We start from the raw sequence: 24,087 nt of genomic DNA, 5'->3' as shown, positions 1-24,087 counted from the left end.
CGGATCAGGCGCCGGGCGTGTTTTCTGCCCGTTTCACCCATCTACCGTCCGCCTGCGCCCAGTAGGTGGCCTTGAGGCCGGCCGCGCCGACCGCCTTCCAGTCGGCCCGCGCCTGATCGACATGGGCCGCATCGGCATCATTGAAGATCAGACAGGTTCGCGCCGGCGTGGCGGCCGCATCGAGCGGCAGGGGCATCCCGTCGACGACCATCAGCACATCGCGCCCCTCCACTGCGGCGTCAGGGTGCAGGATGACCGGCGTACCGGGCGCGGACGGTGCGAGATCATGGGCCATGAAGCCCACATCCTTCCAGCCCCAGAGCCGGCGGCTCAACGCCGCCAGCCCCTCTTCGTTCGGTCCGCGGATGGCCACGGTCCAGCCTCGGCCGAGCGCCTTTTCCACCAGATCGGGCAGCGTCGCATCCAGCGTGCTGTCGGTCAGGTGGTAGAAGAGCACCTCGGCCACGGGATCACTCGTCGAACAGGTCGCGCACCAGCCGGTCGAGCGCGCGCACGCCCCAGCCGGTCGCACCCTTGGGTGCGAGTGCCGTGTCGGTCTTGACCGCAGCCACACCGGCAATGTCGAGGTGGATCCACGGCGTATCGTCCTTGACGAAGCGCTGCAGGAACTGCGCCGCCGTGATCGAGCCCGCCGGTCTGCCGCCAACGTTGGCCATGTCGGCCACGGCGGATTTCAAGAGCTTGTCATAGGCGGGCGACAGCGGCAGGCGCCACGCGCCCTCGCCCTCTTCCGCAGCCGCCTTCAGGAAGGCGTTGCACAGATCGTCATTGTTGGAGAAGACACCGGCATTCTCATGCCCCAGACCGATGATGATCGCGCCTGTGAGCGTCGCCAGATCGACCATGCCGCGCGGTTTGAACCGGTCCTGCACGTACCACATGATGTCGGCCAGAACGAGCCGCCCTTCGGCATCGGTATTGATCACCTCGATCGTGTCGCCCTTGAGCGAGCGCACCACGTCACCGGGGCGCTGGGCATCCCCGTCGGGCATGTTTTCCACAAGGCCGACAATGCCGATCACGTTGGCCTTGGCCTTGCGCAGCGCCAGACCGCGCATGACGCCCGCCACGACACCCGCGCCGCCCATGTCCATGGTCATGTCTTCCATGCCACCGGCCGGCTTCAGCGAGATACCGCCTGTATCGAACACGACGCCCTTGCCGACGAGCGCGAACGGCTGGGCATCGCCCGCACCGTTCCAGCGCATGATGACAACCTTGGACGGGCTGCGCGAGCCCTGCCCCACGGCCAGAAGCGTGCGCATGCCGATCTTTTCAAGCTCCGCCTCTTCGAGGATTTCGACATCGAGGCCAAGATCCTGCATCGCGGCAAGCCGCGCGGCAAAGTCGGTCGTTGTCAGAACATTGGCCGGCTCGTTGACCAGATCGCGGGTGAAGAAGACCGCCTCGGCCAGTGCGGCCATCGGCGCGGCTTCGGCCGCCACTGCTTCGGGGCGCGAGACCATGAAAGCGACCTTGCGCGCATCCTCGGGCGCGTCCGCCGTCTTGTGCCGGTCGAACCCGTAGTCGCGCAGCGCCAGCCCATAGGCGATCTGTGCGGCCTGCTTGTGGGCACCCGCCACGATGGTCAGCGGCGCCGTGCCGCGGAACTTGGCAATCGTGGCACCCGCCTTGCGGCCCGTATCGGCATCCGCCTTGCGCGGCAGTTTCACGGCCAGAACGGCCTCGGCCGCCAGTCCGGCCGGATAGTCGAAAGACTGGCCTGCACCGGCCTCCAGCTTCTCGAACGCCTTGCTGTCGGAAAAGCGCGCCAGAGCGCCCTTCATCAGCCGGTTCAGCTTGCGCGCCGAGGGCTCCAGCACCCCGTCCTCGCCGATGAAGGCAACGATCCGCCCCTCGGTTTCGGCGAAATTCGACGTGTCGGTTTCCAGAAAATCGATCTGAAGTGGCGCGGTCATGCGATACTCCTGCATAATGGGTGGATCCAAGCTTGCAGGCAGACCTATCGGGTTTCCGCGGGCTTGACCAGTTGCCACCAAGCCAATAGGCCGAATTCAGAGCATGGCAACAAATGCGAAGGCAGGCAGTCACGGATGAAGACCCTCGATCGATACATGCTCGCGCAGCTGCTCGGCCCGTTGGGTTTCTTCACGCTGGTTTTCGTCGGGATCATCTGGCTCACGCAATCGCTGAAACTGCTCGACTATGTGGTCGGAAATTCGAGCGCAGCCATGCTGTTTCTGGAATTTTCCTCGCTCATCCTGCCGCGCGTGATCCTGCAGGTGCTGCCCGTGTCGGCCTTTGCCGCGGCACTCTACACGATCAACAAGCTCTACGGTGAATCGGAGCTTGTCGTGATGCTGGGTTCGGGCCTCAGTCCCTGGGCGCTCCTGCGCCCGATGCTCATTTTCGGCGCCGGCGTGATGGCGCTGCTCCTGCTCCTGTCGCTCTATCTGGTGCCGCGCTCGACCACGCTTCTTGCCGAGCGGCGCCTTGCCGTCGGCAATGAGTTGGTATCGAGCATCCTGACGCCCGGCGCCTTCATGCATCCCGAACGCGGGGTGACGGTCTTTGTCGATGATGCGTCCACCTCCGGCGAGTTGCGGGGCATTTTCCTTCATGACCAGCGCGACCTGCGCAATGTGACCACCTACACGGCGGACAAGGCGCTGCTGCTCAGCGACGACGCATTCCTGCGGATCGTCATGTTCGACGGTCTGGCGCAGATTTACGGCGCGCCGCGGGACACGCTGTCGGCGGTGCAGTTCGAGCAGTTTTCCTATGATTTCGAGATGGACACGGCGAGCGCCGACGACCGCAAGAAATCGGCTGTGGAATATCCGCTGCGGGACCTGTTTTCGCCGACGCAGGAAATGCTCGACATCCCCAAGCGGGACGAGGCGCTCTATGTGGCAGCGGGCGTTGAAAAACTGATGACACCCAGCATCGCGCTCTTCCTGCCCGCACTTGCGCTCGCGACGATCCTGTTCGGCGGCTATCAGCGGCGCGGGTTTTCGCGGCGGATCATCTTCGCCGTGATCGCGGGCATCGCGGTGCAGGTGCTGGCCATTGCCGCGCTCTCGGCCATCCGGACCAATGCTGCGCTGGCGCCGCTCGGGCTCTTGCCGGCGGGAACCGCGGCGGGCCTGACCTTCTTCCTTCTCTGGCGGCTCTCGGGCCGCAGGGCAGCGGGTGCGGAGGTGGTGGCATGACGCTCGCCTATTACGTCGCCTGGCGGTTCCTGATGGGATTCCTGCGCGTGCAGCTGGTGGTGCTCGCGCTCGTCGTGATTTTCGACGGGGTGGAAAACCTGCGCAAGATGTCCCGCGACGGTGTGGCCTTCATCGATATTGCCGCGATCACGCTCTACCGCGCGCCGGCGATCATCGAACAGGCCTTTCCGCTGACGATCCTGATCTCGGCCCTTGTGACCTTCCTCGGCCTGTCGCGCAGTTCCGAACTGGTGGTGACGCGCGCCGCCGGCGTGTCGAGCCTGCGCATGGTGTTCGTGCCCTGCGTCATCGGCGCGTGCCTTGGTGTCTTTGCGATCCTCGTCCTCAACCCGATCGTGATCGCCACAAGCCAGCGCGCCGAGATTCTTGCTGCCGAGGAAGAGGGCCAGGTGCTGACCCGGCTCTCCTTGTCCAACAGCGGTCTATGGCTGCGGCAGGGCGATGCATCGGGTCAGGCGGTCATCCAGGCCAACCGCGCCTCGCCCGATGGAGCGGAACTGAAACGGGTGCGCTTTTTCATCTTCGACGAGGACGGGCGTATCGCGGAGCGGATCGAGGCGGATTCCGCGACGCTGGAACCGGCCCAATGGCATTTGCGCAATGCACGGATCTGGGGCTTTGCCGCCGACGGCACCGAAGATGCGCGCGAGTCCTATGCGCATGAGGATTACTACGTTCCAACCGACCTGACCTCCGACCTGATCCTTGACGGGTTCGCGGCGCCCTCTTCCCTGCCGCTCACGGCCCTGCCGGGCTTTATCCTGCAGTTGGAGGAGAGCGGCTTCAGCGCCACGCGACACCGGCTCTATTTCCAGAACCAGCTGGCCCAGCCGCTCTTCTTCGTCGCCATGGTCCTGATCGGGGCGGTCTTCTCGCTCCGCCATGTGCGGTTCGGCCATATGGGCATCATGGTCCTGTCGGCGGTCGTGTCGGGCTTCTTCCTCTATTTCATTGCCGTTTTTGCCCAGAGCCTCGGCTCGGCCGGTCAGGTGCCGGTGATGATCGCTGCATGGGTGCCCTCGGCGGCGGCCGTGATGCTTGCGCTGGGCCTGCTGCTGCATCTGGAGGACGGCTAGATGCGCGCGTGCCGCCTGCCGGTCCTGATCGCAACGGCTTTCCTTCTGTCCCAGCCGGGGCCGCCGCTTCGCGCCCAGACGCTGGGCACGGAAGACGCGCCGGTGACGCTGCTGGCCGACAGCGTCATCTTCGATCCGTCCGCCAACATGCTGATTGCCGAGGGCAATCTGGAAGCCTTTTACGGGCCGAACACGCTCAAGGCGACGCGCATCCGCTATGATGTGGAGAATGAGCGCGTCTTCATCGACGGGCCGATTTTCCTGTCAAACGGTCAGGGCGAGGTGGTGCTGGCACAGGCAGCCGAACTGCAACCCGACCTGACCGAAGGGCTCATTCAGGGCGCCCGCGTGCTGCTGGCGGATCGCGTTCAACTGGCGGCCGAGGGCCTGCGGCGATCCGAGGGCGGACGCTACACGACGCTCTTCAACACGGTGGCGAGCAGTTGCGAGGTATGTGCCGAGGCACCCGTCCCGCTCTGGCGGATCCGCGCCGAACGGGTGGTGCAGGACAATCTGGAGAAGCAGATCTATTTCGAGGGCGCACGTTTCGACATTCTCGGCCAGCAGGTGCTCCGCCTGCCGACCTTCCGCGTGCCCGACCCGTCCGTGCGTCGCGCGCGCGGCTTCCTTGTGCCGGAATTTCTCAACTCCGATATCTTCGGCTATGGCGTGAAAACGCCCTTCTACATTCCGCTGGGCCCCTATGCCGACACGACCATCACGCCCTTCCTGACCGGCAAGGGCGGCGCAGTGCTGGAGGGCGAGTACCGCCAGCGGTTCACCTATGGCGAGTTCGACGCAACCGGTGCCATCTCGATCGCAGACGGGCTGGACGAAGGCGACGGGCGCGGTTTTCTTTTTGCGGACGGGTCCTTCGACATTCTCGACGGGTTCCAGACCGGCTTTTCGCTGGAAAGCGCGTCCGACAAGAGTTTCCTGCGCCAGTTCGACTATTCCAACACCGACCGGCTGGAGAGCACGGTCACCATCGAGCGCTACCGAGCGCGGGACTATCTGTTCGCCAATGCCTTCGCCTTCCAGACGCTTCGCGATGACGAGGATCAGGCGACGGTGCCGTTCATCCTGCCGGAGGTGAACTACCGCAGCTACCTGCGCGACGATTTCTTCGACGGACAGGTGGCGATCACCGCGAACGCGATGGGCCTGACGCGCGAGGAAGGGCGCGATGTGGGGCGCGGCGGACTTGGCGTGGAATGGACCAGGGACTGGGCGCTCGATTCCGGCATCCTGACCCGCGCCTTTGCTTCCGCCAATGCCGATCTCTACCGGGTCTGGGACGATCCGGCCTATGACGAGGAGTTCCTCACCCGGCTCGTGCCGACGACCGGGTTCGAGCTGCGCTGGCCTTTTGCCCGCCAGTCGGGCGGTGCCACCCATGTGATCGAACCGGTGGCGCAGCTTCTCTACACGGCCGATCCGGATTTCAACGATCAGGTGCCGAACGAGGACAGCACCTCGGTCGAGTTCGACGAGACCAATCTCTTCGCCACCAACCGCTATCCGGGCAATGACGCCTACGAGACCGGCTTACGGGCCAATCTCGGCGCAACTTACACCTATTTCAATCCCGCGGGCTGGACGCTGGGCCTGACCGTTGGACAGGTGTTGCGTGCCTCCGACTTCGACCAGTTCGCGGAAGGCTCGGGTCTGAACGGTCGGACGAGCGATTTCGTCAGCGCCCTGTCGCTGGAACTGCCGTCCAATTTCCAGTTCGTCAATCGGTCGCTCTTCGACACGGATTTCAGCTTCTCGCGCAACGAGACGCGCTTCGGCTACGCATCGGAGCGGTTTTCCGTCACCGGCTCGCATTTCTACATCGCGCAGAATTCCGCCAGCGATTCGAGCGACCCGCGCAACGAGTTCCTTGTGGATGGTGCCTACAGGGTGGCGCGAAACTGGGAAATCGGCGGGGAATGGCGCAGGGACCTGCAATTGGGCAAGAATATCTATGGTGAAGGGCGCGTCACCTATGGCAATGAGTGCATTCGAGCCGACCTGAAGGTGTCGCGTCGGTTCACGGAGTCCGCTAATGTCCCCCCGTCGACCAATGTCGGCCTGACGGTGACGCTGGCCGGCTTCGGCGGTGACGGAGAGACAATCTGGCCGTCACAGCGGTGTGGACGATGATGAACGGGTGACCGAGTGATCGAGAATGTGAAACGCAGCTTCCGGGTTCTGGCGCTGGCACTGGCGGCCGCGCTGGGCGGCACGGTGGCGGCAGAGGCGCAAAATCCCTTCTCCACGGCCATTCTGGTGAACAATTCGGCCATCACCTACTATGATATCGAACAGCGGGCCCTGTTTCTCGAAGCGCTCGGCGCGCCGGGAAACCGGCAGGAACTGGCGGTCGACCAGCTGATCGACGAGCGGCTGAAACTGCAGGCCGGCGCCTCCTTCGGTCTGGAACTGGAAGAAGAAAGCCTTGAACTGGCCGTCGCCCAGTTTGCCGAGAGCCGCAACCTGACCGCGGCCGAACTGCGCGACGCGCTCGCACAGCGCGGCATCGCGGCCTCAACGCTCAACGATTTCGTGAAGGCCGGCGTCACATGGCGGGAGGTCGTGCAGGGCCGGTTCCGCGCCCGCGCCACCCCGTCGGACGCCGATGTGGATGCGGCCCTGTCGCTCGGGCGCGGCTCGACGCAGGAAAGCGTACGCCTCTCGGAAATCGCCATGCCGTTCGAGGAACGCGGCGAGGAGGCCACGCGCGAACTGGCCGAACGCCTGTCGAACCAGCTGAACGGCCGCGGTGATTTCGCCGCCGCCGCGCGGGAATATTCCCGCTCCAACAACGCCGCAGAAGGCGGATCGCTCGGCTGGCTTGAAGTGGGCAGCCTGCCGCCAGCCATCGCCACCCAGATCCTTGCGCTCTCGCCCGGTGAGGTCACGCTGCCGATCGAGATTCCCGACGGGCTGTCGATCCTGAAACTGCACGAGGTCCGCGTGGACAGCCGCACCGCCCCGCCGGAACTGACGGTCGCCTACGGCCAACTGGTCATCCCGCTGCCCAATCCGGTCAGCCAGACCGCGCTGCGCGAGGCCGAGGAACGCGCCGTTGCGGTGCAGCGCGAACTGGATGACTGCCTGTCGCTTTCAGCCCGGGTGCCCGACTTCGGCCCCGGCAGCGGGCGCGTGAAACCGGTGCTGCCGAGCCAGCTGCCGGGCGATCTGCGCCAGGTGATCGACCGGCTCGATCCGGGCGAGACCGATGTGGTGCGGACCGCGGATGCGGTGCGGGTCGTCATGCTTTGCGACCGTGCCAGCAACATTGCGCCCGAGCAGCGCGAGCAAGTGCGCACGCAGCTTTTGAACCAGCGGCTCAACAGCCTGTCCGAAGGCTATCTGCAGGAACTGAAACGCAACGCGGTCGTGGTCCGGCAATGATGCCGGCCCCGTTGGCGCTGACGAGCGGCGATCCCGCAGGGATCGGGCCGGAGCTGAGCTTCAAGGCCTGGACCGCGCTGAACGACAGGCTGCCCTTCTACCTGATCTCCGACATCGACCGGCTCGGTGCTCTGGCGGAAAAAACCCGCACGCCGATCCGCGCGATCGGGGCACCCGGAGAGGCCATAGCGGTCATGGCCGACGGGCTGCCCGTCCTGCACCGTCCTTTTGCCGCTTCATTCACACCGGGCGCGCCGGACCCTGCCAACGCACCGGCCATCATCGATGCGATCGAACTGGCTGTGGATCACGCGCAGGCGGGGCTGGCCGGCGCCGTAGTCACGAACCCGATCAACAAGGCCGGTCTGAAAGCGGGCGCGGGTTTCGCGTTCCCCGGCCATACCGAGTTTCTGGCCGACCTCTGCGGCACCTCTGATCCGGTGATGCTGCTGGCCGCGCCGGAATTGCGGGTGGTGCCCGCAACCATCCATATCGCCCTGCAGGATGTTCCCGAACAGCTGACAGCGGACGGGCTCGAAGCCGTGATCCGGCAGACCCATGCCGGACTGCAACGGGATTTCGGGATTGCCGCGCCGCGCATCGCTGTCGCGGGCCTCAATCCCCATGCAGGTGAGGATGGCCGGTTCGGGAAACAGGAAATCGAGATCATCTCCCCGCTCCTCGACCGGCTCCGCGCCGAAGGGCTCGACCTGCGCGGACCGCTGCCTGCGGACACCATGTTCCATGCCCGCGCGCGCGCGAGTTACGACTGTGCGGTCTGCATGTATCACGATCAGGCGCTGATCCCGATCAAGACACTCGATTTCGACCGCGGCGTGAATGTCACGCTTGGCCTGCCGATCCTGCGCACCTCGCCCGATCATGGCACGGCCTATGACATTGCCGGACAGGGGATCGCACGCCCCGACAGCCTGATCGCGGCGCTGGAGCTGGCCGGTCAACTGGCCGCCCGCCGCGGGGCCGTGTCATGAGCGCCGCGCAGGACGGACTGCCGCCGCTACGCGAGGTGATCGCCGCCCATGGCCTCTCGGCGCGGAAGTCGTTGGGGCAGAATTTCCTGCTCGACCTGAACCTGACGAGCAAGATCGCCCGGCAGGTCCGCGCCCTGCCCGACCATGATGTGCTGGAAATCGGTCCCGGCCCCGGCGGCCTGACGCGGGGGCTTCTCTTCGAGGGTGCGCGCAAGGTTGTCGCCGTGGAGCGGGACCATCGCTGCATTCCGGCCCTGCAGGAGGTCGCCGCAGCCTATCCGGGCCGGTTGGAGGTGATCGAGGGCGACGCGCTGGAGATCGATCCGCTCGACCATCTGAGCCCGCCGATCGCCGTGGCTGCCAACCTGCCCTACAATATCGGGACCGAGCTTCTCGTCCGCTGGCTGACGCCCAGCGACTGGCCGCCCTTCTGGTCGAGCCTGACGCTCATGTTCCAACGCGAGGTGGCCCAGCGGATCGTGGCGAAGCCCGGCAGCAAGGCCTATGGCCGCCTGTCGATCCTTGCGCAATGGCGGACGGATGCGAAGATCGTGCTCGACCTGCCGCCGGCAGCCTTCACCCCGCCGCCGAAAGTCTCTTCGGCCGTGGTGCACCTGACGGCGCTGCCCGAACCGCGTTTCGAAGCCGATGCCGATATTCTGAACAGGGTTGTGGCCGCCGCCTTCGGCCAGCGGCGCAAGATGCTGCGCGCAGCACTAAAACCTCTGGGCGTTGATCCGGTGGCATTGCTGGACGCTGCCGGCATTCCGCCGACGGCGCGTGCGGAAACCGTCTCGGTCGAGGAATTCTGCCGCCTGAGCCGCACCTATGCGGAGATGCGCGGCGCCTGACCGCGCCGCTTGCCCCGCCCTGATAGGGCGCGGCATGTCCAACGTGAAGAAAATTCAGCCCGGCTGGCTGTCGCCTGCCGGCTGTTCCGCGGCCAGTTCGGGCTGGGCGTCGGACGGCTGCTTGCGCGGCTTGCGCGGGCGGCGCGGCTTGCTTTCCTTGCGGGCTTCCGGGGTCTCGACCAGCGACGGTTCGTCGGCAGTGTCCGCGGCCTCGATCGTCTCGAGCGCATCCTTGCCCGACCCGCCTTTCGATGCATCCGCATCGGCGCCGTTGGCATGGCGCTGCTGGTCGCCCTCACCGCCCGTATCGGCAGTGTCAGCCTGCTGGCGGTTGCCGTCATTCTGCTGGTTCTGCTGACCCTGCTGGTTCTGCTGGCGTTCGGCCTGGGCTTTCTGCGCCTCGCCCAGCAGCCGCAGGTAATGTTCGGCATGTTGCAGAAAATTTTCCGCGGCCACACGATCGCCCGCCAGTTGCGCGTCACGCGCAAGGGTCTGATATTTTTCGATGATCTGGGTCGGCGTGCCACGCACTCGGCCCTCTGGGCCGGCGCTGTCGAACACGCGGTTCATCACATTTCCGACGTTCCGGCGATTGTTGTTGTTCTTGTTGCGGGACCGCGATTTGTTTGAAGATCTCATAATGTCTGTCTGTTGAGTCCAGGGGCATCACTGTGCGGTCAAGTTCGCGCTGTCGCAATCCGCCTGCTCGGTTCCAATCGTCTTCCGATGTCCGGTTAACATGTCTGCTGGAATGTGCAGGGCGCGAGCGCCTCTCTTCAGCAGCTAGGAAGAGCGTATACCGTTCAAAACACCGAAAACAACCCCAAAAAACGCTTCAGGCCGGCCGGTCGGCCAGAACGACACGGTCATGTCCGTTCAGATCGGGCAAAATGCGCGGGGTCCAGCCGAGCCTCTCCGCGACGAGGGCCGCCACCGAAGCCCCCTGATCATAGCCGATCTCGAAGGCCAGCCGTCCGCCGGGGCGCAAATGGTCTGCCACCCCGTCGATGATGGCCCGATAGGCCGCCAGACCGTCCGCGCCCGGCGTCAGCGCCGCTTCTGGTTCCCAGTCGCGCACATCGGGGTCGAGCGTCGCGTAGACATCGGTCGGAATGTAGGGCGGGTTGGACAGGATCAGGTCGAATGTCCCATCCGCCGCATCCCACCAGTCACCTTGCGCGAACCGGACCCTGTCTGTCAGGCCGAGAGCCTCCGCATTTTCCCGTGCCAGATTGAGCGCCGCCGCGCTCTGGTCCGTCGCCACCCCGTGCGCGCCCGGCCATTCCGCGAGCAGCGTGAGCGCCAGACAGCCGCTACCCGTGCCAAGGTCGAGGAGCCGCTCCGCCGGTCCGCCCTCCAGAAGCGCCTCGATCAGCGTTTCGCTGTCCGGGCGCGGGTCGAGCACGTCCTGCGTGACGCGAAACCGGCGGCCCCAGAAGTCCCGATATCCGATGATCTGCGCCACCGGCTGGAAGCGGGCCCGCGCCGCGATCATGGTCCCGAACCTGTCGGCCAGGCCGGCGGGTGCCGGTCCGGACAGTTCCACGGTCAATCGCGCCGGATCGATCTTCATCGCATGGGCCAGCAGCCGCCGCGCATCACGCGGCGCCGTGGTGATCCCGGCAGCTGTCAGAACCGCCTGGCCGTGCGCCAGCAGATCGGCCAGCCGGTCGCTCACGCGTCGAGCTCGGCCAGTTTGCGGGCCTGGTCTTCGGTGATGAGCGCATCGATCACCTCATCCAGATCGCCCTGCATGATCGCGTCGAGTTTGTAGAGCGTCAGGTTGATCCGGTGGTCGGTCAGGCGCCCTTGGGGGAAATTGTAGGTGCGGATCCGTTCGGACCGGTCGCCGCTGCCGACCTGATCGCGCCGGTCGGCGGCGCGGGCGTCTTCGGCCTTCTGGCGTTCCAGATCGTAGAGCCGCGCGCGCAGCACCTGCATGGCCCGCGCCCGGTTGTGATGCTGGGATTTCTCCGACGAGGTGACGACGATCCCGGTCGGCACATGGGTGATCCGGACCGCACTGTCGGTCGTGTTGACATGCTGCCCGCCCGCGCCCGACGCCCGCATCGTATCGATCCGGATGTCGCTTGCGGGAATGTCGATATCAACCTCTTCGGCCTCGGGCAGAACCGCAACGGTGGCGGCTGAGGTATGGACCCGCCCGCCGCTCTCGGTCGCAGGCACACGCTGCACACGATGCACGCCGCTCTCGAATTTCAGGCGCGCAAAAACGCCCTCGCCCTGCACGTTGACGACGGCTTCTTTCACCCCGCCGAGTTCGGTTGCCGCTTCTGAGACAAGCTCGAACCGCCAGCCGCGGGCCTCGGCATAGCGTTGGTACATGCGCAGCAGGTCGGCGGCAAAAAGCGCGGCCTCGTCGCCGCCCGTGCCGGCGCGGATTTCCACCAGCGCGGGGCGGCTGTCGGCCGCGTCGCGGGGCAGAAGTGCCAGCCGCACGGCCTGTTCGGCCGCCGGCAGTTCCGCGTCGAGCGTGGCGATTTCCTCCTCGGCCAGTTCGCGCATGTCGGCATCGGCCAGCATGTCTTCGGCCGCCGCACGGTCCGCCGCCAGCGACTGATAGCGCGTCACGGTTTCCACGACCGGCTTCAGATCCGCATATTCCCGGCTCAGCCGCACCAGTTCGTCAGCCGGCGGCGCGCTTGCCATGCGGGCTTCGAGATATTCGAACCGTTCGCGGATCTGCTTCAGTTTGTCATGCGGGATCATGGCCTTGTCTTGGCCTGCCGGACAGGGCGGGTCAAGCGAAAGCCTCGCGCTAAACCCGCCCCTGCGCTATAGTGGCGGCATGAGACCGGGTGCGATCATATGCGCGGCCGTTCTGACCGCGGCCCTGCCCGCGCTGGCAAGCGACGGCGGCACCGCGGATACGATCTGGCCCGATTGCTACTGCACGGATCGCGAGGGCGAACGCCGCGAGCTTGGCACGGTCATGTGCATGGTGGTCGACGGGCGAAGTTTCCTTGCCCGGTGCGAAATGTCGCTCAACAACCCGATGTGGCGCGACATGTCCGAGGGCTGCCTCGCCTCCTGACCTCAGAGAGCGAGCGTGGAAATGCTTTCCAGCCAGGTTTTCACGCGGGCCTCGTTCACGCCCATGTCGCCATGGCCGAAACGCGAGCGTGAGAAGATGGCGACCGTGGCCGTATTCTCGTCGATCGGGATGACCTTGATCGAGATATAATCGGGAAATTTCAGCGTCGGCGTGCGCTGGATATAGGTGGCCCAGTTCTCTGCCACCGATCCGGCCAACCGCTCGGTGTTGCTCTGCGCGAGGATATAGTCGTCAAGCGCCTGCATGATGACGGCCGCCGGCGCACCGTAGACGGGTGCGATCTGGTCCGGCTGATGCGCGGCCAGTTCCGGGCTCGCCACGCGATAGCCGTTCGGGGTGGGCTGCGGCGAGGCGGTCAGCGGATCGACATGCCAGACCGCCGGGTCACTCTCGGCAAATTGAATCCGGTAAAAGGTCAGGCCCGCCACAAAAACGGCGACAAGCAGCACCAGCGTAATCATCAGCTTCATTGATTTATTGCGCCGCGCTTTGCGCCGCCTCCTGCTCTGCCTCTAGTTCTTCTGCTTTTTTTTCGACCAATTCGACAATGTGATCAACGAGTTTTTCATTGTCGAGCCGGTGTGCCTGCTTGCCGGCGAGATAGACCATGCCATGCCCCGCGCCACCACCGGTGAAGCCGATATCGGTCATCAGCGCCTCTCCGGGGCCGTTGACCACACAGCCGATGATCGAGAGGCTCATCGGGGTCTTGATATGTTCCAGCCGTTTTTCGAGTTTCTCGACCGTGCGGATCACGTCGAACCCCTGCCGCGCGCAGGAGGGGCAGGAAATGATGTTCACGCCGCGATGGCGCAGCCCGAGCGCCTTGAGGATCTCGTATCCGACCTTCACCTCCTCGACCGGATCGGCCGACAGGGACACGCGCAACGTATCTCCGATGCCCATCCAAAGAAGATTGCCGAGCCCGATCGCGGATTTGATCGTGCCGGCCGTCAGGCCGCCGGCTTCGGTGATACCCAGATGGATCGGCGCGTCGCAGGCCTCTGCCAGCCCCTGATAGGCGGCAGCGGCGAGGAACACGTCCGACGCTTTGACCGAGATCTTGAACTCGTGGAAATCATGGTCCTGCAGGATGCGCATATGGTCGAGACCGCTCTCGATCATCGCTTCGGGACAGGGCTCCCCATATTTTTCAAGGAGATGCTTCTCAAGCGACCCGGCATTGACGCCGATGCGGATCGAACAGCCGTGATCGCGGGCCGCGGCCACAACCTCTGCCACGCGGTCGGCCGAGCCGATATTGCCGGGGTTGATCCGCAGGCAGGCCGCGCCCGCCTCCGCCGCCTCGATACCGCGGCGATAGTGGAAATGGATATCCGCCACGATCGGCACCGGGCTTTCCGCGACGATTTCCTTCAAGGCCTTGGTGCTCGCCTCGTCCGGACAGGAAACGCGCACGATATCCGCGCCCGCGTCCGCACAGGCCTGTACCTGCGCAATGGTCGCGGCCACGTCCGTGGTCAGCGTGTTCGTCATCGTCTGGACCGAAATCGGCGCATCGCCCCCGACCGGCACCGACCCGACATGGATCTTGCGGCTCTCGCGGCGGTAGATGTTGCGCCAGGGGCGGACGGGGTTGAGGCTCATTGCGAATACCGTTCTGCGTTCATCCTGTCCGGCTCATATAGTCGGCACGGCGGCGTCTGTCACGCAGGCAGGTTGCCGCCGGCGTCGTCAAGTCACTGGTGGTTGCGCCGCTGAAGGCGTCAGTTGTCGGACAGGGCCTGCGCCGTGTCCTGCGCGGGTTCGAGATTCTCGCCGGCCAGAAGCAGTTCCGGCACCGTGACATCCGGCCAGGCTTCCGGAATGTCGAGCGCGGCCAGCGATACCTGCTTGGCGACGCGCGTTCCTTCCCCGACCGGGCCGTAAGGCACACCGTCGACCATCAGATAGACCGAACCGGCATTGCCCGCGCGCAAAAGCGGCGCCTCGACATCTTCGGGCAGCATGTAGCTTTCGCCCTGTTCGAGGATTTTCTCGAACAGAACCGCGCCGCTTGCCTCATAGACGCGGACCCAGGCCGGTTTCTCGGCATAGACCGCAACTTTCGGCGGGCCGAGGCTTTCCGTCACCTGCGGGCCCTGTACCTCGCGCGACATCGGATCGGGTTCGGCCTGTTCGATCAGGCGGACGATCCGGTCGGTCGGTGCAAAGACACCGGTCTGGTCGGGGTCGATCTGGACGATCGGGCCGTCACGCGGCTCGAAGATCGGCTTCTCCAGCGTTTGCGGACGGTAGAGCGTGTCGAGCGTGGCCACAGGCGTCGGCGCGGCCAGACCGGCGGGGGCCTCGTCCGTGCTGCCGGGCAGCGGCCCCTGCCCGCCTGTGGGCAGGTCCAGTTCGGCTTGCAGGTCGGGTGTCTGGTCAACCGGTGCGAGCTGCACCCGCTGGATGTTCTGGAGCACGGTCCAGGCGCCGAAGCCGAGGCCGGCGATCACCAGCGCCAGCACTGCCACGGAGCCGACACCGGCGAGCGACAGGTTCGACAGGGCCGATCCGCCGCTTTCCAGCCCGCGCATCACCGGATTGTCGAAGGGCGTCGATGTGACCGGGCCGCTGACCTTGCCGCCCCGCGCCGGTGCCTTGGCCGATTTGGCGGCCACCGGTTTCGCGCCCATCGAGGCGTTGATCCCGTCAAAGCCGCTCTCGGCACAGAAACGGCCGTAAATCTCTTCGGAATCGAGGCCCAGATAGCGGGCGTAGGAACGGACATAGCCGGCAATGAAGCCCGGATTGGGGAACACGGATGTGTCGCAATCCTCGATCGCGGCAATATAGGACGCCTTGATGCGCAGATCCCTCTGCACATCCAGCAACGATTTACCGCGCGTTGCGCGTTCCCCGCGCAACTCGTCCCCGAGCCGCACGACAAACGAGTCGTATCCACCAAGTTCCGCTATGGGTTTGGACTCCGCCATGGATCCGCCTCTAGACCCTTCATCACACTGCCCCGCCTTTTTCTTTTACCGATAGTGGAATCGCCTCACGCTTCCCACCGGCTTTTCAATACGGTAGCAGAATTCCGCCGATTTGTGGATACCCTCAATTTCAAAGGGTTAAGAGGCGAGCGCACTCCGGCTCAACTCGCAATGGCTCCACAGGCTGTCCATCGCGCGCAGCAGATGATCGGTCATCTTGCCATCGTGGACGGGCGACGGCGTGAAGCGCAGCCGCTCGGTGCCGCGGGGCACGGTCGGAAAGTTGATCGGCTGGACATAAACGCCCCAGTCGCTCAGGAGCTTGTCGGACAGCATCTTGCATTTGACCGGGTTGCCGACGAGCACCGGCACGATGTGCGAGTCATTGTCCATCACCGGCAAGCCAAGTGCTTTAAAGCGCAATTTCAAGGCCTTGGCACCGGCCTGATGAGCATCGCGCAGCGCCTGGTCGCGCTTAAGGTGCCGGATCGAGGCCGCCCCGCCGGCCGCGATGGCGGGCGGCAGCGAGGTGGTGAAGATGAAGCCCGGCGCGTAGGAACGCACAGCGTCGACCATCTTCGCGCTTGCCGCGATATAGCCGCCCATGACGCCGAACGCCTTGCCGAGCGTGCCGTTGATAATGTCGATCCGGTCGAGCAGCCCGTCGCGTTCAGCGACCCCGCCGCCGCGCGGCCCGTACATGCCCACGGCATGCACTTCGTCGAGATAGGTCAGCGCGCCGAACTCGTCGGCCAGATCGCAAACCTCGCGCAAGGGTCCGAAATCGCCATCCATCGAATAGACCGATTCGAAGGCGATCACCTTCGGACGGGCCGGATCGATCGACTGAAGAAGCTCGCGCAAATGGTCGAGGTCATTGTGCTTCCAGATATGGCGCTCGCAGCGCGCATTGCGGATGCCCTCGATCATCGAAGCGTGGTTCAGGCTGTCGGAAATGATCACCACGTCCGGAAAGAGTTTCGGCAGGACCGACAGGGTCGCCTCGTTGGCGATATAGGCCGAGGTGAAGACGAGCGCGGCTTCCTTCTGGTGAAGGTCTGCAATTTCCGCTTCCAGTTCGCGGTGGAAGATCGTCGTGCCCGAGATATTGCGCGTGCCGCCCGACCCGGCGCCGGCCGTATCTATCGCGTCTTTCATGGCCTCCAGCACCACCGGATGCTGGCCCATGCCCAGATAGTCGTTGCCGCACCAGACGGTGATGTCGCGCGGCTCTTCGCCCTCCGGCTCCCAGCGGGCATGCGGGAAGGACCCGTTGGCGCGACAGATATCCGTGAACACACGATACCGGCCTTCATCGTGAAGGGCTTTCAAAGCGCGATCCAGATGTGCCGTGTAGTCCATATGTATCCTCAGATTGGCAAGTGCCGCCGTTTATACCGGCGCCGACCGGTGCCTGCACCAACCAAAACGCCGCAGCATTGCTTAACGCAGCATCCTGTCTTGGAACTTGCGGCAGATCAAGCTTTGCGCCACGGCAGGTCGAACCCGCCACCGGATAGGTGCCGGAGCCGGACCCTCCGCGGGTCAATGCCGCACCGTCAGTAGATGTATCGGATTTCCGAGGCCCAGAACCGTTCGATCCGGCGCAGGCTGTCGGTGAGGCCGTATAGTTCGGCCGGTGTCACACCGCCCGGTCCCTGCACGCCAACCGCATGGCGGGCAAACAGTCCGGCAACAATATCGCGCACCCCGCGACCCTTGGCCGTCAGCCGGACGCGCACCGCACGCCGGTCCACGGCCGAGCGCTCATGGCTCATATAGCCGCTCTCGACCAGCTTCTTGAGATTGTAGGACACGTTCGAGCCCTGATAGTAGCCGCGGGTCTTCAGCTCGCCCGCCGACACTTCATTGTCGCCGACATTGAAAAGCAAAAGCGCCTGCACGGCATTGATGTCGAGTTGTCCGAGCCGTTCGAACTCATCCTTAACCACGTCGAGCAACAGCCGGTGCAACCGCTCGATCAGGCTCAGCGCATCGAGATAGTCGGGCAGCCCCAGCGGCGCATCGTCGAGAAGCTGGCCATCCGCCGCAGGTGGCGCGGCCCCGTCGGCCGCGCCATGATCGTCGCGGTCCTGCGGTGAGGCGGCATTGGAACGTGCTGACGCGGCCATCGGCTCCTCCCTCTTAAGGAAGGACAGGCTCGCGCCATTTCTGAAACAGGAGGTTAAGGATCGCGGATTTTCTGCGAATTTGGCTCAAACGAAACCGTGAAAGGCCCGCAACCGGTCGAGCATGCCCGCATGATCGGCAGGCGCTTCGCTCTGGCGGGTCAGCCACGCATAGAGATCCTGGTCATTCTCTTCCAGAAGCGCATCAAGCTGGTCGAGCGCATCCGGCGACAGTCCGGCCAGTTCCGCATCGGCGAAGGGCCCCAGCACCATGTCCATTTCCTTGGTGCCGCGCCGCCAGCAGCGCATCCGCATCCGCTTGAGCCTGTTTTCCGGCGCCTCGCCATTGGCAAAAACGCCGTCCATGTCCTTGAAACCCTTGAATTCGAGCGCGTTGCCCGACGGGTCCTCGATGAAGAAGGTGCCCTGCTCGCCGGGCGCGCCTTCGAACCGGATCCGGGGCGAGAGCAGGAACGCGACGCCGGCTTCCTCCAGCCGGCGCACCAGCCGCGCCCAGGCCTCCATGCCGAGAACCGCGCCGAAATGCGGCATCGGCACCGCGGTCGCATCCACGGCGCCGGTCGCGCGCTCGGCCACTGGTCCAAGGTGGGCGCTCAGCTGGTGGCCGAAAAAGTCGAAATCCTGCCAGCTGTCGGTGGACCGACCGAGCGTGCAGCCCAGAAGGCCGCCGTAAAAGGCCCGGGTCTCAGCCAGATCGCGAACGAAGAAAGCAAGATGGAACGGTTGTGTCACGGCTTCTCCTCCGCCCGGTCGACGAGCAGGATCAGGCGCTCCAGCCGGTCGCCAAGCTCCTTGTGCAGGGTCCGGATCGCCTCGATCTCGGCGCGCATGGCGTCGGTCTCGTCCCCCGGTGCCAAAGCAGCCTCGTCACCGGCCGTGCCGTTCATCAGCCAGCCGAGCGAGACATTGAGCACGCCTGCGAGCATCTGCATGCGGTTGGCGCGCGGCTCGGTCCGGTCCAGCTCCCAGTTCGCAATGGTTTTGGGCGAGAGGCCGATGGCTTGCGCCAGACCGGCCTGATCCAGACCCGCCTGCAGCCGCGCGGCCGTGATCCGGTCCCCCAGCGTGGCGACATCTTCCTCGAAGTCGGTTTCAAGATCCATCTCTGGTTCGGTCGGCATGATCGCTCCCTCCCTGCTCCGCGGCAGAGGTAACTTGATTGGTGCCTGCAGGCAACGTAAGACACGGGAGAAAAGCCACATGGATGCCCGCAATGCCCTTTCTCGCCGATGCGCTGGCGCGCGTGACCCCCTCCCCGACAATCGCGATGACGACCAAGGCACAGGAACTGAAGGCCGCCGGTCGGGACGTGATCGGTCTGAGCGCGGGCGAGCCTGATTTCGACACGCCGGACAATATCAAGGCCGCCGCCAAAGCGGCGATCGATGCCGGACGGACGAAATACACTGCCGTTGACGGTATCCCGGAACTGAAGGCCGCGGTATGCGCCAAGTTCAAGCGCGACAACGGGCTCGACTACCGGCCGGAGCAGGTGTCCGTCTCCACCGGCGGCAAACAGGTGCTCTTCAACGCGCTTCTGGCAACGCTGAACCCCGGCGACGAGGTGATCATCCCGGCGCCCTACTGGGTCAGCTATCCCGATATGGTGCGGCTCTGCGGCGGCGAACCGGTCATCGTGGAGAGCCGGATCGAGGAGGGGTTCAAGATCACCCCCGACGCGCTCGAAGCTGCAATCACGCCGAAAACGAAATGGCTGATCTTCAACTCGCCGTCGAACCCGTCCGGCGCCGGTTACGGGCGGGACGATCTGAAGGCGCTCACAGATGTGCTGATGCGCCATCCGCATGTCTGGGTGATGACCGACGACATGTATGAACATATCGCCTATGCGCCCTTCACCTTCTGCACGCCGGCAGAGGTCGAACCGGCACTCTATGACCGCACGCTGACCGTCAACGGCGTCTCCAAGGCCTATGCAATGACTGGTTGGCGGATCGGCTATGCGGCCGGTCCGGTGGACCTGATTGCGGCCATGCGCAAGATCCAGAGCCAGAGCACGTCGAACCCGTGCTCCGTCAGCCAGTGGGCGGCCGTGGAGGCGCTGAACGGCCCGCAGGACTATATCGCCGAGAGCCGACAGGCATTCGCGCGGCGGCGCGACCTCGTGGTCGGCATGCTCAATGATGCGGACGGAATCACCTGCCCGACGCCCGAAGGTGCCTTTTACGTCTATCCGTCCATTGCGGGCTGCATCGGCAAGGAATCGGCCGGCGGCACGCGGATCGACACGGACGAGGATTTCGCAACGGCGCTGCTGGAGGAAACCGGCGTTGCCGTGGTCTTCGGCGGCGCCTTCGGGCTCAGCCCGAATTTCCGCGTCTCCTATGCAACATCGGACGAAGCGCTCACCGATGCCTGCACCCGCATCCAGACTTTTTGCGCCGGATTGCGCTGAGCGGATGCTGCAGGACCCGCCCTTCCTCTATTTCCGGACCCGCGAGAACGGCGCGCTCGTCTACCGGGTGGAGGATGATGCCCGCCTGCGGCGGCTCGATTTCGTCCATGTGGCGAATGCCAATATCCGCAACGGTGACATCAAGATCCACGGCGATGCGGACCTGTCGGATGCGGAACGGGCCGAGATCGAAGCCTGGATCGCGACGCGGCGCGATCAGGTGGCCGCGGACCAGAGCGAGGATGCGCGGCGGCTTTCCGACGAGATCCACAGAACCACGCAATGGCTCCAGTCCCGCGCCGGACCCGAGGATGTGCGTGCATTGGCCGAACCTTTGCTGCTCGCCATGCAGGACATGCGGATGGTGCTGGTGCGAAAACTGTCGGAACTGCCCGCCCCTGAAGCGGATGACGGGCAGACAGACAGCACGGACTGACCGGAAGTCAGATCATCAGCACCTGCGTGCCGACCTGCGCCATGCCGAACAGTTCGGCGATCTGGTCGTTGAACAGCCCGATACAGCCGTTGGAGGACTGGCGCCCGATCTTGCGCACGTCATTGGTGCCGTGGATCCGGTAATATTCCCAGCTGAGATAAAGCGCATGGGTGCCGAGCGGATTTTCCGGCCCCGGGCCGACATAAGCCGGCAAGGTAGGGTCCCGTTTCAGCATGTTGGGGGTCGGACGCCAGTCCGGCCCTTCGCGCTTCTGCACGATGCGCGTGCGCCCGCGCCGCGTCAGGCTGTCCGTCAGGGGCACGCTGGTCGGGTAGATCTTGTAGATGCTGCCATCCGCGGACCAGTAATGCAGCGCCCGGGCGCGCGTGTCACAGAGGATCGCGCCATTGTCGAGCGAGCTGAAATGGTTCTGCCAGTTCTGGGTCTGCAGACCGGAAATCTTCCGGTCCACCGCCGGACCGGCGCGCTGCGCGTGCAGCACGGACGGCGCGGCCAGCGCCGCACCGGTTGCGAGACCGGCTTTCAGGATCTGGCGACGGTCGAACGTCGAAGCGATTCTCGACGCGCCTTTGGGTGTCGTGTCGGACATGTTCTCTTCTGCTCCGTAACCTCTGCCCCGCGGACGGGGTCTTCCCTTGTGGCTATCGCAGGCCACGAGACGAGGCAATCCCCCGTCTCATGGGCCGCGCCGCGACGGCAGGCTTCCGCCGGTATGCCGCCACTATGCCGCGCCGCGCTGGCGCGTCAATTCACGATCCCTCCAGCCCGTGAAACACAGGCTGCGCAGAAGCGCGATAACGCTGCGGAGGCCGCGCCGGTTCCACAAATATTTTGCCGATTTTTGCGGAACAGATCGGCCCGATTTCCGGTTTGTCTGCCATGCCCGAACGGGCCAGTTAGACCAAAGGAGATTTGCAATGAAGAACCTCTTTCTGACCACCGCAATTGCCACCCTCGCCGCCATGCCGGTTGCCGCCGACAATCACGGTGACGCGGCCGCTGACACGGCGCAGGCCGTTGAGAACGCCGCCGAACAGACCGGTGAAGCTGTCGAGAACGCAGCCGAAGGTGCGGCCAACGCACTCGATGATGCGGCTGCCGCGACCGAGGATGCGGCCAAGGATGCCGCGGCTGCGGCCAGCGATGCTGCCGCCGAGTTGGAAGCCGATGCCGAACAGATGTTCGACACGTTCCCTGCCCCGGAGGTGGAGGTCGAAGGCTATACGACCGTCGCAGCCGGTGAATATGAAGTCGAAACCCTGATCGGACAGCGCGTCTATGACGTGAATGACGAATGGGTTGGCGAACTGTCCGAGATGATCATCACCGAGGACGGCATGGTGCAGGCCGGTATCGTTGATGTCGGCGGTTTCCTCGGCCTCGGCGAGAAGCCGGTCGCCATCGGCTTCGAGAGCTTCACCATCACCAAAGCCGATGATGGCGAAGAGATCCGCATCTATGTCGATGCGACCGAAGACCAACTCGAAGCCATGGCCGAGTATGAAGGGTCGTAAGACCTGCCAATAGCGCGGAAATTTCGGCCGCGTGGCCTTGGGGCCGGAGGTTCACCCTCCGGCCCCTTTTCGTTCGTGACGGATGCCTTGACCGGACAAACCGGTGAGACCGGCGGCGCATGGTAGATGCAGCGAAGAGTTCAGGGAAAGCGAATGGCCGAGACGCCACCGGGTAGAACTTTGGCACTCTGAAAACGCGCGACCTCCTGTCCGGTACTCGGTTCGCGAGGGTTCGTCGCAATAGTCGTTCACGAACTGCCGAACGCCTGTATGCGCAAGAAGGGCTCGAACCCGCGAACTCCAAATCTTATTGTGTTAGATTGAACCGGCGGCAGCGGTCTTCTCCGCAGCTTTGTCGCGATCCGACCTCCGCACCTGTACCAGACGATATGAACTCGCATCCCGAAATGCTTTGTGCCTTGGCGACAGGCGTTGATGGCGCGACCGGCCCCGCCTGACATTCCTCACCAGCCTGTTTCTCGGGTTAGACAGAATGGTCTTTCGACCGGCGGGACGGACAGACCAAGTGAACCTGAACCGCCAACAAAAAAGAAGCCGGCTCGATGAGCCGGCTTCGATCGTTCTGAAATCTGGCCAGTGTCAGTGGCGGGACAGGAAATCGTCCACGTCGCGCTTCACCTCTTCCTTGGCCTTGCCGTATTTTTCCTGAAGCACGCCTTCCAGTTTCTCGCGGTTGCCGTTGATCTGGTCGACTTCATCGTCGGTCAGATCGCCCCACTTTTCCTGGATTTTGCCCTTCATCTGCTTCCAATTGCCTTCGACAACATCCCAATTCATGCTGAAACTCCTTTCATCAAAATGGCTTCTGGAAACACAACGATCCGCACCGCCCCAAGTTCCGGAAACAGTCGCAAATAAAGGCGGAAATCGTCCGGAACCCGCCGCCGGTGTTGCGCGTTGCCTTCCGAAGGAGTGCTTCCCGCCATGGCCCATCCCTACCCTGCCCGTCGCGTCGAACGCGCATGCCTCATGATCCTGGCGGCCGTTGCACTCATCTACCTGCTCGACGTGGCCGCGGCTGTCGCAGCGCCGATCACGCTGGCGCTTGTCACGGGCATTGTCCTTTCACCGCTCACGCGGCTCTGGCTGGCGCTCCGCCTGCCCGGTGCGCTCGCCGCGCTCCTGACGCTTCTGGTCGCGCTCGTGGTCGCCATTGCCGCCATGTTTCTGCTGGAACCGATCGTCAGCCGGGTGATCGCACGCGCCCCGCTCATCTGGTACGAGCTGCGCGAAACAGTCGAGCAGTTGAAAGCCATGCTGCGCGGTCTGGATCAGGTGGCCGAAGATGTGGCCTCCGCCATCGATGCCGAACCGGGGTCGGATGACGAGGATGCGGTGGCGATTCCGACCGCGACCGAGGCACTGGCCTACGCGCCCGGTATCGCCGCGCAGGCGCTCATCTTCATCGGAACGCTCTTCTTCTTTCTGTTCGCACGCGTTGAAACCTATACATGGCTCGGCCGGGTTATCCCCGGCATCACCGCCGAACGGTTCGACGAGGCCGAGCGCACGGTGGCGCGCTACTTCCTGACCATCACGATCATCAACGCTTGTTTCGGTGTGCTGGTGGCCATCGGCCTCAGCCTGATCGGCATGCCGTCGCCGATCCTCTGGGGTGTGATCGGCTTCCTGATGAACTTCCTGCTCTATCTTGGGCCAACCGCGGTCACGGCGGCGCTGGCGGTTGCCGGCATCGTCGTCTTCGACGGGCCGGCAAGTTTTCTGCCGCCGCTCATCTTTGCGGGGCTCAACATGATCGAGGGGCAGTTCGTGACGCCGACGCTCGTCGGGCGCACCATGTCGGTCAATCCGCTGTTGGTGTTCCTGTCCCTGACCTTCTGGCTCTGGCTCTGGGGGCCGCTCGGCGGCATCATCGCGCTGCCGCTTCTGCTCTGGACGATGGAAATCGCCTGGAACGGCCGGGCGCCCGGAACGGATCGGGACACCGAACCCGAAGCCGCGACCGGCTAAGCGCCGG

General features: G+C 64.5%; 26 protein-coding genes and 1 pseudogene. 11 read left to right on the top strand and 16 right to left on the bottom strand.

What is annotated here, in order from left to right; all coding sequences use genetic code 11:
* Positions 1 to 4 precede the first annotated feature (4 nt).
* Positions 5 to 466, bottom strand: a complete 462-nt coding sequence (locus GSH16_RS09650) for a DNA polymerase III subunit chi (protein WP_160854444.1) — start codon at positions 464 to 466, stop codon at positions 5 to 7.
* A gap of 4 nt (positions 467 to 470) precedes the next feature.
* Positions 471 to 1,940, bottom strand: coding sequence for a leucyl aminopeptidase (locus GSH16_RS09645; protein WP_160854442.1), 1,470 nt, complete (start codon positions 1,938 to 1,940; stop codon positions 471 to 473).
* Positions 1,941 to 2,075: 135 nt separating this feature from the next.
* Here GSH16_RS09645 and GSH16_RS09640 point away from each other — a divergent pair, with 135 nt between their 5' ends.
* The 6 genes from GSH16_RS09640 to rsmA are packed head-to-tail and all read left to right on the top strand — an operon-like array spanning position 2,076 to position 9,536.
* Positions 2,076 to 3,194, top strand: a complete 1,119-nt coding sequence (locus GSH16_RS09640; protein WP_160854440.1) for an LptF/LptG family permease — start codon at positions 2,076 to 2,078, stop codon at positions 3,192 to 3,194.
* A complete protein-coding gene (gene lptG / locus GSH16_RS09635; protein ID WP_160854438.1) occupies positions 3,191 to 4,291 on the top strand; it encodes an LPS export ABC transporter permease LptG in 1,101 nt (366 codons plus the stop codon). Before GSH16_RS09640 ends, lptG begins: the two co-directional genes overlap by 4 nt.
* Positions 4,292 to 6,439 (top strand): LPS-assembly protein LptD, encoded by a 2,148-nt coding sequence (locus tag GSH16_RS09630; protein WP_160854436.1) that lies wholly within the window; start codon positions 4,292 to 4,294, stop codon positions 6,437 to 6,439.
* A gap of 15 nt (positions 6,440 to 6,454) precedes the next feature.
* A complete protein-coding gene (locus GSH16_RS16080; RefSeq protein WP_160854434.1) occupies positions 6,455 to 7,693 on the top strand; it encodes a peptidylprolyl isomerase in 1,239 nt (412 codons plus the stop codon).
* The gene (gene pdxA, locus GSH16_RS09620; protein ID WP_160854432.1) at positions 7,693 to 8,685 is read left to right on the top strand and encodes a 4-hydroxythreonine-4-phosphate dehydrogenase PdxA; all 993 of its coding nucleotides are present in this window, start codon (positions 7,693 to 7,695) and stop codon (positions 8,683 to 8,685) included. The genes GSH16_RS16080 and pdxA overlap by 1 nt, the downstream gene beginning before the upstream one ends.
* Positions 8,682 to 9,536 carry a 16S rRNA (adenine(1518)-N(6)/adenine(1519)-N(6))-dimethyltransferase RsmA gene (rsmA, locus tag GSH16_RS09615; protein WP_160854430.1) on the top strand — a complete coding sequence of 285 codons (855 nt, stop codon included), beginning with the start codon at positions 8,682 to 8,684 and terminating at the stop codon, positions 9,534 to 9,536. Before pdxA ends, rsmA begins: the two co-directional genes overlap by 4 nt.
* Before the next feature lie 54 nt (positions 9,537 to 9,590).
* Here rsmA and GSH16_RS09610 read toward each other — a convergent pair whose 3' ends face one another.
* The 3 genes from GSH16_RS09610 to prfA all read right to left on the bottom strand — a co-directional run bounded on the left by GSH16_RS09610 (position 9,591) and on the right by prfA (position 12,266).
* Positions 9,591 to 10,106, bottom strand: coding sequence for a DUF4167 domain-containing protein (locus GSH16_RS09610; RefSeq protein ID WP_235913096.1), 516 nt, complete (start codon positions 10,104 to 10,106; stop codon positions 9,591 to 9,593).
* Between the two features lie 265 nt (positions 10,107 to 10,371).
* Positions 10,372 to 11,214, bottom strand: a complete 843-nt coding sequence (prmC, locus tag GSH16_RS09605) for a peptide chain release factor N(5)-glutamine methyltransferase (protein ID WP_160854426.1) — start codon at positions 11,212 to 11,214, stop codon at positions 10,372 to 10,374.
* Complete coding sequence (gene prfA / locus GSH16_RS09600; protein WP_160854424.1) at positions 11,211 to 12,266, bottom strand: peptide chain release factor 1; 1,056 nt, start codon at positions 12,264 to 12,266, stop codon at positions 11,211 to 11,213. The genes prmC and prfA overlap by 4 nt, the downstream gene beginning before the upstream one ends.
* A gap of 79 nt (positions 12,267 to 12,345) precedes the next feature.
* On the opposite strand from prfA, the gene GSH16_RS09595 reads away from it, so the two are divergent.
* On the top strand, positions 12,346 to 12,591 hold the full coding sequence (locus GSH16_RS09595) for a hypothetical protein (RefSeq protein WP_205524055.1): 246 nt from the start codon (positions 12,346 to 12,348) through the stop codon (positions 12,589 to 12,591).
* 2 nt (positions 12,592 to 12,593) lie between these two features.
* Here GSH16_RS09595 and GSH16_RS09590 read toward each other — a convergent pair whose 3' ends face one another.
* The 8 genes and pseudogenes from GSH16_RS09590 to GSH16_RS09560 all read right to left on the bottom strand — a co-directional run bounded on the left by GSH16_RS09590 (position 12,594) and on the right by GSH16_RS09560 (position 18,822).
* Positions 12,594 to 13,082 (bottom strand): DUF1499 domain-containing protein, encoded by a 489-nt coding sequence (locus tag GSH16_RS09590; protein WP_160854422.1) that lies wholly within the window; start codon positions 13,080 to 13,082, stop codon positions 12,594 to 12,596.
* Positions 13,083 to 13,086: 4 nt separating this feature from the next.
* Complete coding sequence (gene ispG, locus GSH16_RS09585) at positions 13,087 to 14,220, bottom strand: flavodoxin-dependent (E)-4-hydroxy-3-methylbut-2-enyl-diphosphate synthase (RefSeq protein WP_160854420.1); 1,134 nt, start codon at positions 14,218 to 14,220, stop codon at positions 13,087 to 13,089.
* Positions 14,221 to 14,339: 119 nt separating this feature from the next.
* Positions 14,340 to 15,551 carry a helix-turn-helix domain-containing protein gene (locus tag GSH16_RS09580; protein WP_160854418.1) on the bottom strand — a complete coding sequence of 404 codons (1,212 nt, stop codon included), beginning with the start codon at positions 15,549 to 15,551 and terminating at the stop codon, positions 14,340 to 14,342.
* 138 nt (positions 15,552 to 15,689) lie between these two features.
* Positions 15,690 to 16,913: a 5-aminolevulinate synthase gene (gene hemA / locus GSH16_RS09575; protein WP_160854416.1), complete on the bottom strand. Its 1,224-nt coding sequence runs from the start codon at positions 16,911 to 16,913 to the stop codon at positions 15,690 to 15,692.
* A gap of 197 nt (positions 16,914 to 17,110) precedes the next feature.
* On the bottom strand, positions 17,111 to 17,683 hold the full coding sequence (locus GSH16_RS09570; RefSeq protein WP_160854414.1) for a MarR family winged helix-turn-helix transcriptional regulator: 573 nt from the start codon (positions 17,681 to 17,683) through the stop codon (positions 17,111 to 17,113).
* 84 nt (positions 17,684 to 17,767) lie between these two features.
* Positions 17,768 to 17,989, bottom strand: a complete 222-nt coding sequence (locus GSH16_RS15780) for a succinate dehydrogenase assembly factor 2 (RefSeq protein WP_407941064.1) — start codon at positions 17,987 to 17,989, stop codon at positions 17,768 to 17,770.
* A gap of 39 nt (positions 17,990 to 18,028) precedes the next feature.
* Positions 18,029 to 18,433: pseudogene (locus tag GSH16_RS15775) on the bottom strand (VOC family protein); the annotation flags it as partial.
* Entirely contained in the window at positions 18,430 to 18,822 is a 393-nt protein-coding gene (locus tag GSH16_RS09560; RefSeq protein ID WP_235913093.1) for a helix-turn-helix domain-containing protein, read from the bottom strand. The pseudogene GSH16_RS15775 and the gene GSH16_RS09560, both read right to left, overlap by 4 nt.
* 92 nt (positions 18,823 to 18,914) lie before the next feature.
* Here GSH16_RS09560 and GSH16_RS09555 point away from each other — a divergent pair, with 92 nt between their 5' ends.
* Together GSH16_RS09555 and GSH16_RS09550 are read left to right on the top strand one after the other, a co-directional pair.
* Entirely contained in the window at positions 18,915 to 20,117 is a 1,203-nt protein-coding gene (locus GSH16_RS09555; protein ID WP_160854410.1) for a pyridoxal phosphate-dependent aminotransferase, read from the top strand.
* A 4-nt stretch (positions 20,118 to 20,121) separates the two neighbouring features.
* Positions 20,122 to 20,553, top strand: a complete 432-nt coding sequence (locus GSH16_RS09550; RefSeq protein ID WP_160854408.1) for a hypothetical protein — start codon at positions 20,122 to 20,124, stop codon at positions 20,551 to 20,553.
* 7 nt (positions 20,554 to 20,560) lie between these two features.
* Here GSH16_RS09550 and GSH16_RS09545 read toward each other — a convergent pair whose 3' ends face one another.
* Positions 20,561 to 21,163: a L,D-transpeptidase gene (locus GSH16_RS09545; protein WP_160854406.1), complete on the bottom strand. Its 603-nt coding sequence runs from the start codon at positions 21,161 to 21,163 to the stop codon at positions 20,561 to 20,563.
* Positions 21,164 to 21,491: 328 nt separating this feature from the next.
* On the opposite strand from GSH16_RS09545, the gene GSH16_RS09540 reads away from it, so the two are divergent.
* Entirely contained in the window at positions 21,492 to 22,088 is a 597-nt protein-coding gene (locus GSH16_RS09540; protein WP_160854404.1) for a PRC-barrel domain-containing protein, read from the top strand.
* Between the two features lie 600 nt (positions 22,089 to 22,688).
* Here the strand turns inward: GSH16_RS09540 and GSH16_RS09535 are convergent.
* Together GSH16_RS09535 and GSH16_RS09530 are read right to left on the bottom strand one after the other, a co-directional pair.
* The gene (locus GSH16_RS09535) at positions 22,689 to 22,886 is read right to left on the bottom strand and encodes a CsbD family protein (RefSeq protein WP_160854402.1); all 198 of its coding nucleotides are present in this window, start codon (positions 22,884 to 22,886) and stop codon (positions 22,689 to 22,691) included.
* Positions 22,883 to 23,035, bottom strand: coding sequence for a hypothetical protein (locus GSH16_RS09530; protein WP_160854400.1), 153 nt, complete (start codon positions 23,033 to 23,035; stop codon positions 22,883 to 22,885). Before GSH16_RS09530 ends, GSH16_RS09535 begins: the two co-directional genes overlap by 4 nt.
* Between GSH16_RS09530 and GSH16_RS09525 the strand changes: the two genes are divergently transcribed.
* Entirely contained in the window at positions 23,034 to 24,080 is a 1,047-nt protein-coding gene (locus GSH16_RS09525; RefSeq protein ID WP_160854398.1) for an AI-2E family transporter, read from the top strand. The genes GSH16_RS09530 and GSH16_RS09525 overlap by 2 nt on opposite strands.
* The last annotated feature ends 7 nt before the right edge of the window (positions 24,081 to 24,087 follow it).

Origin of the sequence: Oceanomicrobium pacificus, from assembly GCF_009833495.1 — a bacterium.
GTDB lineage: Bacteria > Pseudomonadota > Alphaproteobacteria > Rhodobacterales > Rhodobacteraceae > Oceanomicrobium > Oceanomicrobium pacificus.
This window is presented reverse-complemented; position numbering and strand designations above follow the sequence as displayed.